The 13,584-nt window shown below is 33.3% G+C and carries 12 protein-coding genes; 11 read left to right on the forward strand and 1 reads right to left on the reverse strand.

Annotated elements, in window-relative coordinates:
* The 5 genes from KHA98_RS19405 to KHA98_RS19425 all read left to right on the forward strand — a co-directional run bounded on the left by KHA98_RS19405 (position 1) and on the right by KHA98_RS19425 (position 7,663).
* Entirely contained in the window at positions 1–819 is an 819-nt protein-coding gene (locus KHA98_RS19405; RefSeq protein WP_213259559.1) for a tail fiber protein, read from the forward strand.
* 329 nt (positions 820–1,148) lie between these two features.
* Positions 1,149–3,980 carry a TonB-dependent receptor domain-containing protein gene (locus KHA98_RS19410; RefSeq protein ID WP_213259560.1) on the forward strand — a complete coding sequence of 944 codons (2,832 nt, stop codon included), beginning with the start codon at positions 1,149–1,151 and terminating at the stop codon, positions 3,978–3,980.
* 80 nt (positions 3,981–4,060) lie between these two features.
* The gene (locus tag KHA98_RS19415; RefSeq protein ID WP_213259561.1) at positions 4,061–5,539 is read left to right on the forward strand and encodes an SGNH/GDSL hydrolase family protein; all 1,479 of its coding nucleotides are present in this window, start codon (positions 4,061–4,063) and stop codon (positions 5,537–5,539) included.
* Positions 5,540–5,776: 237 nt separating this feature from the next.
* Entirely contained in the window at positions 5,777–7,288 is a 1,512-nt protein-coding gene (gene atpD / locus KHA98_RS19420; protein ID WP_072969875.1) for a F0F1 ATP synthase subunit beta, read from the forward strand.
* Positions 7,289–7,381: 93 nt separating this feature from the next.
* Positions 7,382–7,663: a F0F1 ATP synthase subunit epsilon gene (locus KHA98_RS19425; protein WP_213259562.1), complete on the forward strand. Its 282-nt coding sequence runs from the start codon at positions 7,382–7,384 to the stop codon at positions 7,661–7,663.
* Between the two features lie 92 nt (positions 7,664–7,755).
* On the opposite strand, the gene KHA98_RS19430 is transcribed toward KHA98_RS19425, so the two are convergent.
* Complete coding sequence (locus KHA98_RS19430; RefSeq protein WP_213259563.1) at positions 7,756–8,562, reverse strand: DUF3667 domain-containing protein; 807 nt, start codon at positions 8,560–8,562, stop codon at positions 7,756–7,758.
* A gap of 421 nt (positions 8,563–8,983) precedes the next feature.
* Here KHA98_RS19430 and KHA98_RS19435 point away from each other — a divergent pair, with 421 nt between their 5' ends.
* The 6 genes from KHA98_RS19435 (at position 8,984) to KHA98_RS19460 (ending at position 13,577) form a co-directional block, all read left to right on the forward strand.
* A complete protein-coding gene (locus tag KHA98_RS19435; protein ID WP_213259564.1) occupies positions 8,984–9,250 on the forward strand; it encodes a hypothetical protein in 267 nt (88 codons plus the stop codon).
* A 202-nt stretch (positions 9,251–9,452) separates the two neighbouring features.
* The gene (locus KHA98_RS19440) at positions 9,453–9,734 is read left to right on the forward strand and encodes a hypothetical protein (RefSeq protein ID WP_213259565.1); all 282 of its coding nucleotides are present in this window, start codon (positions 9,453–9,455) and stop codon (positions 9,732–9,734) included.
* Positions 9,735–10,032: 298 nt separating this feature from the next.
* Positions 10,033–10,671 (forward strand): NAD(P)-dependent oxidoreductase, encoded by a 639-nt coding sequence (locus tag KHA98_RS19445; RefSeq protein ID WP_213259566.1) that lies wholly within the window; start codon positions 10,033–10,035, stop codon positions 10,669–10,671.
* A 78-nt stretch (positions 10,672–10,749) separates the two neighbouring features.
* A complete protein-coding gene (locus KHA98_RS19450; protein ID WP_213259567.1) occupies positions 10,750–11,886 on the forward strand; it encodes an aminotransferase class I/II-fold pyridoxal phosphate-dependent enzyme in 1,137 nt (378 codons plus the stop codon).
* A gap of 224 nt (positions 11,887–12,110) precedes the next feature.
* Positions 12,111–12,536, forward strand: coding sequence for a GxxExxY protein (locus KHA98_RS19455; RefSeq protein WP_213259568.1), 426 nt, complete (start codon positions 12,111–12,113; stop codon positions 12,534–12,536).
* A gap of 177 nt (positions 12,537–12,713) precedes the next feature.
* Positions 12,714–13,577, forward strand: a complete 864-nt coding sequence (locus KHA98_RS19460) for a TraB/GumN family protein (RefSeq protein ID WP_213259569.1) — start codon at positions 12,714–12,716, stop codon at positions 13,575–13,577.
* Positions 13,578–13,584: the final 7 nt, after the last annotated feature.

Consider the following 13,584-nt stretch of genomic DNA (forward strand, 5'->3'; position numbering starts at 1 on the left):
ATGAAAAAATGTGCTTTATTTTTATTCCTTTTAACCTTTCATCTCAATTTTGCTCAAAACATATTTCAAACTAATGGGAATGTTGGTATTGGTACAACTAATCCGCAACAAAAGTTTGTTGTTTCTAAAAATGGTAATGAAGGATTAGAGATTTATTTAGATCAGCCTTCAGGTGTTGTAGGGATTCAGTCTTTTAATAGAAATACATCTGCATACTCCAAAATGGAATTGGATGCAAATCAATTTTCATTTATGCATGGCAATGTTGGTATTGGAACAAAACTGCCTTCTGCAATATTAGATGTTACTACGCCAATTTTACATGAGGGTGTTCACAATACTCAAAAATGGTCGACAGATCATGATGACTATAATCTTACAATGCAGACTGTTTGGAATAGTCACGGTATAAATCAGCAATTTGTCCAGCGTTTTAATGGCGTTGATTATCCCTCTTTAGTTTTTTATGGAGGTTATGTTGGTATAGGTACAACTTCTCCTGACTCAAAACTAACCGTTGCGGGAAATATCCATGCTCAGGAAGTAAAAGTCACTGTTAATGCCGGAGCCGATTTTGTTTTTGAAAGTGATTATGCTTTACCATCTTTAGAATCTGTAGATAAATTTATAAAGGAAAATAAGCATTTGCCAGAAATTGCTTCTGCGGAGAAAATGAAGAAAGATGGGATTAATTTAGCTGAAATGAATATAAAACTTTTGCAGAAAATTGAGGAAATGACTTTGTATATGATTGAGCAAAATAAGCAAATCAGCAATTTGAAAGAAAGATTAGATAAGGTGGAAACGAAGTCGAAGTAATCAATAAAAATACAAATAATGTTAAAAAAGCGAGATTTAGGTCTCGCTTTTTTTTATTGTCAAATTTTTTTTCTGAGTAGTGTATTTTTATCGAATCCTCAAAAAAGTCTAAAAATTTTATATGTATGCATAGCATTAAGGTGGTTCTGTGTTTAATATTTGATATTACCCTAATAAAATCAATTACGAAATAGTTAAAATTGTAACTAAATTTATATTGATTATGAATTTTTTTTAACGTTTTTTTATAAATATTAAAATTATTTGTATTTTGGCTTAATCAACTAGTAATTAATTAATTCAAAAAAACTAACCAAAAACCAACCCTAATGAGAGTCTACTTGCTAATTATGTTGTTTTTTAGCGGAATATCTTTTGCGCAGAATACAATAACCGGTTCAGTTACTGATGGTAACAAACAATCTATTCCTGGTGCCAATGTAAATGTTGTGGGAAGTACTACTGGAGCTTCGACAGATTTTGATGGTACCTTTAAATTGAATACTACTGCCAAGCCGCCCTTTTCTATAAAAGTGTCTGCTGTGGGTTTTGAGACAAAAACGATTAGTATTACTTCTGCAAATCAAAAAGTAGATGTAATGCTAAAAGGGGAAGAAACAAAACTAGATGAAATTGTAGTTTCGGCTTCTAGAACTCCGGAAAGAATTTTAGAATCTCCTGTTACAATTGAAAGAATGGGAATTCAGGAAATTAAGAAAACAGCTTCTCCTTCGTTTTATGATGGATTGGAAAACATGAAAGAGGTACAAATGAACACAAGTAGTATGTCTTTTAAATCCATAAATACGAGAGGTTTTGCTACAGTTGCAAATACACGTTTTATGCAATTGGTTGATGGTATGGATAATTCATCGCCTTTGTTGAATTTCGTTTTAGGAAACATGATTGGTGTTTCGGAGATTGATGTTCAAAGTGTGGAGTTGCTTCCTGGAGCATCATCTGCCTTATATGGGGCAAATGCATTTAATGGGATTTTATTTATGACCAGTAAAAGTCCATTTACAAATCAGGGGATTTCTACTTATTTTAAATATGGTATGACTTCGCAGGATGCTGCAGGTACAAATGGTTACTATGATTTTGGTCTTAGATTGGCGCATGCTTTTAATAAATACATTGCAGTGAAAGCCAATTTCACCTATATGGAAGCTACAGATTGGTATGCTACAAATTATGATGATAAAACCAGAGCAGGGATAGACAGAACAGATCCAAATTATGACGGTATCAACGTGTATGGTGACGAGGCTTCTACAAACATAAAAGGGGTTGGTCAAAAATTGGAAGCTATGGGGTTGATTCCGGCTGGAGCATCAAATCTTCTTCCAAATTCAAATGTGAGCAGAACCGGATATAATGAAATTGATTTAACCAATAATAAAGCAGGAAATACTAAAATTGATTTCTCTTTTCACGGAAGACCTTTTGGGGATGAAAGATTGGAAATCATCTGGCAAAGTAAATTTGGTTTCGGAAATGCTGTTTATCAGGGAGCAAATAGATATTACCTGAATAATTTTGCTATGCAACAGCACAAAATTGAATTTAAAGGGAAGAATTTTTTCGTAAGAGGATATACTACTTTTGAAGATGGGGGGAATTCTTATGATATGGTGTTTACCGGAATTAATATAAACAGAAAGTGGAAAGATGACAACACCTGGTTTGGTCAATATGCTGGAGCTTTTATTCAGGGGACTTTAGGAGGTATGACACCGCAACAAGCACATGCAGCGGCAAGAAGTACTGCAGATACTGGTCGTTTTTTACCGGGATCAGATCAATTTAAAAGTGCATTTAATCAGGTTATTGCTGACGAAAGTGTGCTTACAGGTTCAAAATTAGTTGATAATTCAAGAATTTATCATTCAGATGCAAATTACAATTTTAGAGATCTGATAAAATTTGCTGAGATTCAGGTAGGTGGTTCTTTTAGATTATATGAATTGAATTCTCATGGCAGAATTTATACAGATGCAAATGGGCCTATTAATTACAATGAGTATGGTGCTTATACGCAATTGATGAAAAAATTCATGGAAGACAGATTGAAATTTACAGGATCTATACGTTATGATAAATCTAAAAACTTCGATGGGAATTTTTCACCACGTTTATCTTTAGTGTATTCAGCGGGAGAGAGAAAAAATCATAATTTTAGAGGATCTTTCCAGACAGGTTTCAGAAATCCATCTACTCAGGATCAATACATCGGATTTAATATTGGAAACGCTGTGTTAATTGGTTCTGCTCCTGATAACTTATCAAGATTTAGTGAAACTTTTAACTTAAGTGCAGAAGGTCAGTCGTATAGTGGAGGAAGCCCAACAAAAGTTATGACGGGTAATGATGCATATGGTAACTCCTATTTAGCGACTTCAGTAAGTGCTTTTGCTGCACAGGCAGGAAGTAATCCGGTTGCGGCTGCAGCATTGTTAAAAAAATCAACAGCAAATTATGTTAAGCCGGAAGAAGTGAAAGCTTTTGAATTAGGATATCGTTCTGTTTTTGATGGTTTATCTGTAGATCTTAATGGATACTACAATATTTACAATAATTTTATTGGGAACCTTAATGTAATTTCTCCTTATTATGGAACTGCGCAAGATAATCCTAACCTTGCCGGGGGACCAACAGATCCAGGGTTTCAATCTGTTCGTGCAATACAAAACGGAGAATATAGAGCATATCAAGTGTATACAAATTCAGATGTAGAGATTCATTCACTTGGTTTTGGAGTTGGGCTTTCTAAAAAAGTAATCGCAAATTATGAATTAGGAGTAAACTACAACTATGCTCAGTTTGATTTTGATCAGGCTAAAGATCCAAGTTTTGAAGCAGGCTTTAATACACCAAAACACAGAATTAAAGTTTCTCTTGGAAATGATAAATTATTTGAAAATTTTGGATTCAATGTTAGTGGAAGATGGAATAGCGAATACGAATGGGAATCAACTTTTGCCGATGGTACAATCAAATCTGCAACAGTAATTGATGCTCAGGTTAATTATGCAATTCCAAAATTAAAATCTGTTGTAAAATTAGGTGCTGCTAATATTGGAGGAAAAGAATATTACCAGGTAATTGGAGCCGGACTAATCGGACAGCAATATTTTGCTTCATGGACAATCAATCCGTAATTTTTAACTATAAATCAAAGATGTTATTTGTGTTTCTCAATGAATAATTTAGAAACAGATAATTATAAAATATATAAATTATGATAAAAAATTTCAAATGGCTTGTATTGGTTTCGTTAACCTTTATGGCTTGTAATAGTGATGATGATGTAGTTGCTCCAATAGACTCGTCTGACGGAATGCCATTGACGGCCGGAAGTGCAAATTTTTCTAAGTATGTGGCATTAGGAGATTCTTTTGCAGCGGGTTTTAGTGATAACGCTTTGTTTATTAAAGGACAGCAAGGTGCTTATCCGAATGTTTTGGCACAACAATTTGTATTAGTTGGAGGAGGAGAATTTAAAACGCCTTTAACAAATGATAATATTGGAGGATTATTGTTAGGAGGAACTGTTATTAGCGGACCGCGTTTGTATTTTAACGGGAAAGCACCTGCTCCTGTAGATGGAGTGCCAACAACAGAAGTTACTGCACATCTTTCAGGAACTTTTAATAATTTAGGCGTTCCGGGTGCCAGGAGTTACCATTTAGTTGCTCCGGGTTATGGTAATGTCGGTGGAGTAGCAATCGGGAAAGCTAATCCTTATTTTGCAAGGTTTGCAAGTTCTCCTACTACAACAGTTCTTGAGGATGCAATTGCACAATCGCCTACTTTTTTCTCCTTATGGATTGGAGGAAATGATGTTTTAGGATATGCTACATCTGGAGGATCTGGTAAAGATCAAACCGGAAATATGGATCCGTCAACTTATTCAGGAAGTGACATTACAGATCCTACAGTTTTTAAAACAGTTTATAACAATATAATAAATGGATTAACTGCTAAAGGAGCAAAAGGTGTAATAGCAAACTTGCCAAACATCACGTCATTGCCTTACTTTACAACAGTACCTTATAACCCTGTAGCGCTTCCGGCAGATAAAGCAGCTCAATTAAATGCAGGATACGCAGCTTACAACGGAGGTTTGCAGCAAATGAAAAGTTTAGGTTTGTTAACTGCTGATGAAGTTGCAAAAAGAACAATAAACTTTGTTGCAGGAAGCAACGCTGTAGTTATAGTGGATAGTTATTTAACAGATCTTTCTGCTTACCGTCTTCCGTCCTACAGACATGCTACCAAAGATGATTTGGTAGTTTTAACCGCTATGAATTTTATTGGAACACTGGTAAATGAAGATCAGACAAAAGTAAATGGAGTTTCGGTGCCTTTAGAAGATAAATGGGTGTTGACGAAAAATGAAATTGCTGAAGTAGCAAAAGCAACTAAGTTGTACAATGAAACTATTAAGGAAGTAGCTACAGCAAAAAACTTAGCATTATTAGATACAGAAGTTCTTATGACGCAAATAGCAGGGGCAGGTATTTCAGCAAATGGTTTTACAATGAAATCTACATTTGTAACAGGAGGAACCTTCTCTTTAGATGGAGTTCACCCGTCGCCAAGAGGTTATGCGTTAATTGCTAATAAATTCATAGAGGCCATTAATGCTAAGTATGGATCAAACTTAAATGGAGTAAATATTGGTAATTATCCAGTTTTATTTCCAAAACAATTATAATAAAGCCAATTTTTTTTAGGAAGAAAGTCACTCATTGATAAAATGCAGTGGCTTTTTTTTAGCATAATAAAAATTGCTTTTTTGCTTATTTGAGGCCTGACTTTTAGGAATCAAACAAAATGATGGTATTTTTTATGAAAAAAAAATTGATTTTATATTTTAAAAAATTATCTTTGCGCTCTGAAAAAAGAGGTATTTTCGATAAACCTAAATAGCTATTTAATAAATACATAAGTAATGTCAAAAGTAATAGGAAAAGTTGCTCAAATCATTGGACCAGTAGTTGACGTAGTTTTCAACGGTAAAGATGTTGAACTTCCAAAAATTTATGATTCACTAGAAGTCACTAAAAAAGATGGAACTTTATTAGTTCTAGAAGTACAATCTCACATTGGAGAAAACACTGTTCGTACAATTTCTATGGACTCTACAGACGGTTTGTCTAGAGGATATGAAGTAGTTGGAACAGGAAACCCAATTCAAATGCCAATCGGTCCAGATGTATATGGAAGATTATTCAATGTAATTGGAGATGCAATTGATGGTTTAGGAAACTTGCCAAAAACAGGTGAAAACGGTTTGTCTATTCACAGACAAGCTCCTAAATTTGAAGATTTATCAACTTCATCTGAAGTTTTATTCACAGGTATTAAAGTAATCGATTTGATCGAGCCTTACGCAAAAGGAGGTAAAATTGGATTGTTTGGTGGTGCTGGTGTTGGTAAAACAGTATTGATTCAGGAGTTGATCAACAATATTGCAAAAGGTCACGGTGGACTTTCAGTATTCGCTGGAGTAGGTGAAAGAACACGTGAAGGAAATGACTTACTTCGTGAGATGTTAGAGTCAGGAATTATTAAATACGGTGATGATTTCATGCACTCTATGGAAAATGGAGGATGGGATTTATCTAAAGTAGATATGCCAGGAATGAGAGAGTCTAAAGCTACTTTCGTTTTCGGACAAATGAATGAGCCTCCTGGAGCTCGTGCACGTGTGGCACTTTCAGGATTATCTATCGCTGAGTATTTCCGTGATGGAGCTGGATCTGACCAAGGTAAAGATGTATTGTTCTTCGTTGACAATATCTTCCGTTTTACTCAAGCAGGTTCTGAGGTATCGGCACTTTTAGGACGTATGCCATCTGCAGTAGGTTACCAACCAACTTTAGCAACAGAAATGGGTGCTATGCAAGAGCGTATTACATCTACAAACAAAGGATCTATTACATCTGTACAAGCGGTTTACGTTCCTGCGGATGACTTAACTGACCCGGCGCCGGCTACAACTTTCGCCCACTTAGATGCTACAACTGTATTATCTCGTAAAATTGCTGAGCTTGGTATCTACCCTGCGGTAGACCCATTAGATTCTACTTCTAGAATCTTAACTCCACAAATTTTAGGAAATGAGCACTACGACTGTGCACAAAGAGTAAAAGAAATTCTTCAAAAATACAAACAACTTCAAGATATCATCGCGATTCTTGGTATGGAAGAGTTATCTGAAGAAGATAAACTTTCTGTATCTAGAGCACGTCGTGTACAACGTTTCTTGTCTCAGCCATTCCACGTAGCAGAGCAATTTACAGGTATCCCGGGAGTATTAGTAGATATTAAAGATACTATCAAAGGATTTAACATGATTATTGACGGTGAATTAGATCACCTTCCTGAGGCAGCTTTCAACTTGAAAGGTTCTATTCAGGATGCGATCGAAGCTGGAGAAAAAATGTTAGCTGAAGCATAATCAGGCATAGCTTGATAAACATCAAAAAATAAAAATTCCAAATTCCAAGATTGGGATTTGGAATTTTATAATTTGGAATTTTAAAAAACAGTTATGATTTTAGATATAGTATCACCAGAGGCAAAATTATTTTCAGGAGAAGTAACATCTGTTACTGTACCTGGAGTTGATGGAAGCTTTCAAATTTTGAATAATCACGCGCCTATTGTTTCTATTCTGGAAAAAGGAACTGTAAAAATTGCAGCACCAAGCTTTAATTTTTCTAAAGAGGTAGCAGATAAGTTTTCGAGAATTAATGACCAGACTTATACATTAGAGATTACGTCAGGTACTATCGAAATGAAAGACAATAAAGTAATTGTGTTAGTTGACTAATTTGACTAATACAATTTTAAAATAAGTTAAAAAGCCAAACATAAAATGTTTGGCTTTTTTGTTTTCGTTTATTTTCGATGGATGTTTTTTTATTATTGTATTATTCCCCAAAAGCCGGTAGAAACATAAGTATTTACAGTAAATCCTGAGATAATTCCCCAGCAGATTAGCCCGAAAGCACTTACTCCAAAAGCTTTTGCAAATTGAAGTTTGGTGCTTTTATTTAAAAAATTATAATAAAAGATCGTAAAATAAAAGAGCTGAAACAATACAAAAAGCAAGGCTTGAAAATTACCAGATAGGTGAAATAATGTAGAAATTGGGAAAATTAAAAGGGTATTGACCAATATACAAAAACCTAACATGTACATACCTGCAACAAGATGTTCTGTATAGTTGTAGTTCTCTTTTTTATAAAACAACCAGAAAAAAAATGCCGTAAGAGGCAAAGCCATCATTGCCATTAGATTCGAATATTTCTTCATGAAATGTAGCATTTTTTCTTTTCGTTCATATAGATGTATGATTTTTTCTTTTTGAACAGGATCTGAAATAGCACTTAGTTCCTGATTTTCTTTTTGGATGTCAATCGGAGGTGCTTCTTTTGGAATATTCGAAATGAAAACAAAAATAGCGGCAACCAATAAGAAAAAATTAAGTGGAGCAAAGTACTTTTTTCTTTTTCCACTAATGTATTCTCTGGCTACAAGTCCGGTTTTAAAAGCTAAATCCCGAACGAGTTGAAAAATGCCCTTGTCAGCATGTGTAAAATAATGAATAGCTTCATGAAAAACCTCATGCGGACTTATACGATGCAAATTAACTTTCTGACTGCATTCAGGACAATAATTGAAATCTGGATAATTAGGTGTTTCACAGTTTTTGCAAATAATCTTCATTTTTCTCTTTTTTTAATGCAATATACAAATTAGTAAGAATCAGTTTATAATTTAAAAAAGAGAAAAATTACTGGAGTTCTTGTTTTTAATCTTGAGATACTGTTCGGGATAATGTACTATTTTAAATGAGAATGTCTTCTGCTTTACCAGCTTTCACAATCTTATCATCGCTTTTAGGAAGAATAAAGTGGTGGTAAATCTATTCTTTGTTGAGTTTTAAATGTGATTTCCAAATCTAAAAAAGATTATGGGTTTGCAATTATTACTCGCTTTCGAGTGCTCTTATTATGAAATGCACATCTCTAATTAATGTATGTGTCAGAAAATTAACAAATTATGCGAAAAACACGCAAAAAATATGCAAATTTTTTGCTGTATATCTGATATATTTGTAAGTATATTAACACTTAAAAATAATATTATGAAGAAAGTTTTTTTTGGAATGCTATTATTAGCATTAGGTTTTGGGACAATGTCTCTAACTACTAGCTCTGAGAATGTCGTTAAAACGTCAATGAATCAAAAAGAAGTTGTAGTTGGTCCTACTTACACAATTCCTTGGAAAAGTTGTTGTGAATCGCCGCTTACTCCGATTTATATTGATCTGGCTAAACGCGGGTATCCGGGTTCAACTAATTTTACTATTAACAGTACCACAAGTACCACTGTTACTTATACAATTTGGTAATAGGATTAAATATATCATAGTTGACAGATAATTATTTTTATGAGTTTCATTCTTTAGAATTCAGATGGATAATCTATTTTAGTAAACAATGATCATTACTATAAAGAATTAAAAACCAAATGTTATTGTTTGGCTTTTTCTACACTTTAATTTTCTGACACTTAAAACATCTATAAGTATATTAACATTTAAAGAATTTATTATGAAAAAAGTTTTTTTAGGAATGCTGCTAATGGTATTAGCTTTTGGGACAATGTCTCTAACGACAAGTTCTGATTTTGTTGCTAAAACTTCAATGTCTCAAAAAGAAGTTGAAATTGCAAAAGTTGTATTTGGTCCTACATATACCATTCCATGGAATAGTTGTTGCGAGTCACCAATTTTTACTATTGAGCGCGATATTGTGGCGCGCGGGTTACCAGCTACTACTAATTTTACAATTAAAAGCACTACGAGTACTACTGTAACGTATACAATTTTTTAATTTGCCCAATGCATAATTAGAGTTTGTTAGGCGAAAATTGTTTTTGTGAGTCTTTTTCTAAAATGTAAATTCATGAGGGCAAATTATTTTAATCGACTTTAATAATTTCAATAATAAATTAAAAAGCTAAACATTCTTGTTTGGCTTTTTTGCTTTAGTAAAAGCTGTATATTTGGATTATTAGAATCTCTTTATAAAAATATTGATTGTTTATAAAAGCTCAGTAAGCTTTTATTGTTTCACTTTATCCAATTGATAAAGTGCGAATTATTTATGTCAAATTTTATAAAGAATACAAATGAAAAATATATATAAAGTTGCCGTATTAGGTGGCGGAGGAAGAACTGGTAATTTTCTTGTAAACCAGTTATTGAAAAAAGGATTTAGCATAAAACTCCTGCTAAGAAACCCTGAGAATTTTACCATTCAAAGTTCAAAAATCGAAATTATCAAAGGTGATGCTATCGATAAAGAAGCGATTGTTTTACTACTCAAAGATTGTCAGGCTGTAATTAGTACAATTGGCCAGCGTCCCGGTGAGCCAATGGTGGCAAGTCAGGCTACTAAAAATGTCTTGCAAGTGATGAGCGAATTCAAAATCAAGCGATACCTGGTTTTAGCTGGACTTAATATTGATACACCTTTTGATAAGAAAGGGCCAAAAACAGTTTTGGCAACAGATTGGATGAAAACATCTTTTCCTGAAATTCAAAAAGACCGACAGCTTACTTATGATCTTTTAGTTAGCAGCACTGTGAACTGGACAATGGTGAGGGTACCATTTATTGAATTTACAGATGAAGCTTCAGAAGTTAAGATAAATCTCCTTGATTGTGATGGAGACAGAATAAGTGCTTTGGGTATTGCTGACTTTCTGATTGAAGAAATGATTGAGGAAAGATTTATTAACCAATCACCGTTTATCAGCGCGATTTAAAATTGAAGCGAAAAACAGCGGGTGATAACAAATCCGCTGTTTATTTTAGTTTAAGTTCAATTTCATAACTTTGCTTTTATGAAATTAGCCGAAAATCTTATCCAAAAGCTTGAAAATAGAAAGCTGAATAACTCATTGAGGAAATTGCCAAGTTTTAATAATCTTGTTGATTTTTCTTCCAATGATTATATTGGATTTTCGAAATCAGAATCTATTTTTAAACTATCACATCATTATTTAATCGAAAATGATATTATTCAGAATGGTGCGACAGGTTCCCGATTAATTTCCGGTAATCATTCTTTATATCAAAATGCGGAATCTTTTATAACGCAATTTCATGACACAGAATCAGCTTTAATATTCAATTCGGGTTACGATGCCAATGTTGGTTTTTTTAGTGCCGTACCGCAACGAAATGACGTTATTTTATATGATGAATTAAGTCATGCCTCTATTCGGGATGGTATTGTGATGTCGAATGCGAAATCATATAAATTCAATCATAATGATTTTGAAGATTTAGAGCGTCTCATTCTTAAATTTCCGGATACAAATATTTATGTCGTTACCGAAACAGTTTTTTCTATGGATGGCGATAGTCCAAATATGGAAGAACTAGTTCAACTAGCTGAAAAACATAATTGTTATTTAGTAGTTGACGAAGCACATACTCTTGGTGTTTTTGGAGATAAAGGCGAAGGGTTAACGCAATATCTGCAATTACACAATAGAATTTTTGCCCGAATCATGACTTTCGGAAAAGGATTGGGATGTCACGGAGCAGCTATTTTAGGTAGTCAGGAACTCAAAGAATATTTAGTCAACTTTGCGAGAAGTTTTATTTATACTACAGGGCTTTCGCCACATGCAGTTGCTACAATTTTAACGGCCTATCAGCAATTAGAAATTGAAACGGAGACAATCGAAAAATTACGTCAAAACATAATATTCTTCAATCAGCAAAAAAAATTGTTGGGTTTAAAACCAATGTTTGTTCATAGTAAATCCTCTATTCAATCGGCTATTATTCCCGGGAACGAAAATGCAAAAAGATTGGCACAGGATCTACAAGATAAAGGGTTTGATATAAAAGCCATTTTATCACCAACAGTGCCAGAAGGACAAGAGCGCCTTCGCTTTTGTATTCATAGTAATAATTCTGAAGAAGAAATTACTCAGGTTTTGGAATTGCTGAGGGATTTTGTTTTTTAGCTGATTGATTTTTTTTGCACACGGATTTGGCGGATTAAACGGGTTGCCACTGGTTTTTTATTTTTTTAGCGTTTAGTAAGACTTTAGGTAGATTGATAATAAGTAATCTGTGTAGACCTGTTTAATCCGTCAAATCAGTGGCTAATATTTGAAACAATGTATTTTATAGGATATTTCGTATTTTTGCTTTAATGAACCGTTTTAAAGATTTATGCAAATATATTATGAGTGATCTATTACATAGAGAAATATCAAAACCAATATTAAAAATATTTTATGATGTTTACAACCAGCTTGGATATGGTTTTCTGGAAAAAGTATATCAAAATGCAATGTATTTTGAATTGAAAGCACAAGGCTATAAAGTTGAAGCCCAAAAGCAAATCAAAGTTTTTTATAAAAATCAGTTAGTTGGTGAATATTATGCCGACTTATTAGTTGAAGATTCGATCATTCTTGAGCTTAAAGCATGTGACTGTTTGGCTGGTTCTCACATTGCTCAATTAATGAATTACTTAAAATCAACTCAAATTCAGATTGGATTATTACTAAATTTTGGTGAAAGCCCAGAATTTAAACGTCTTATTTATACAAATAACAGAAAGTATAACTTAAAAAACACAATTAATCCGACAGATCAAACTGATTAAATTAATTGTCAACGAATTTTTAGATATTTATTAAAACATCCGTGCAAACCCGTCCAATTCGTAAAACCTGTGGGCAAAAAAAAAATCGTTTTTTTTGTAACGTTTTATTAATCTGGTTACTTACGAAGGGTAATCAAAATAAAAAGGTTTTAATCATCAATTTTAATCAATCAGAAGATGAAAAATTTACTTCAACATATAGTATTAATATTCACTATTACTTTCAGTATCACAATTCAGGCACAAACTGAATCTTCAAAATTAGAGAATTCTCTTTTGTGGGAAGTTTCGGGAAACGGTTTGTCTAAACCTTCTTATTTGTATGGAACAATTCATATGATCTGTTCAGGAGATTATTTTCTTTCCGAAAAAACAAAAAAAGCATTAGATCAAGCCAATAAATTGGTTTTAGAAATTAACATTAGTGACCCGAAAGAGTTAACAGAAATGCAGCAATTGGCAATGGGGAAAGAGCCATTAAGTAAAAAACTTAATGCAGAGCAATTATCTAAATTAGATGCAATTTTGAAAAAATCGGCTGGAATGACGGTTCAGCAAGTCGATGCTTTTAGTTTAGTGACTGTGATGAGTTTAATTTCGATGAAAACATTTGGTTGCAATGATTTGAAATTTTATGAAATGGAATTTATAGAAAAGGCGAAAAACCGAAATATAGAAATTGCAGGTTTAGAAACGGTAAAATCTCAGTTTAAATCCTTGGAAGATGCTTATTCTGATTCTGAAATTATTGATATGTTAGAAGATTCGGATGCAGAGGAAACAAAGCAATTGGTTGCAGAATATAAACTTGAAAACTTAGACACTTTGTATAATAGCATGACTGCAGAAAATAGAATGAGTGCCAAGTCTAAAAAATATATGCTCGACGACAGAAACTCAAACTGGGTAAAGATTTTGCCTGAAATGATGAAAAAGGAAAGTTTGTTTGTTGCAGTAGGGTCTGCGCATTTGGCGGGAGATTCAGGAATAATTAATTTGTTAAGAAAAGCAGGATATACAGTCAAACCAATAATGAATTAAGATTGTT

Origin of the sequence: Flavobacterium branchiicola, assembly GCF_018383905.1 — a bacterium.
In the GTDB taxonomy this organism is placed as follows: Bacteria; Bacteroidota; Bacteroidia; order Flavobacteriales; family Flavobacteriaceae; genus Flavobacterium; species Flavobacterium branchiicola.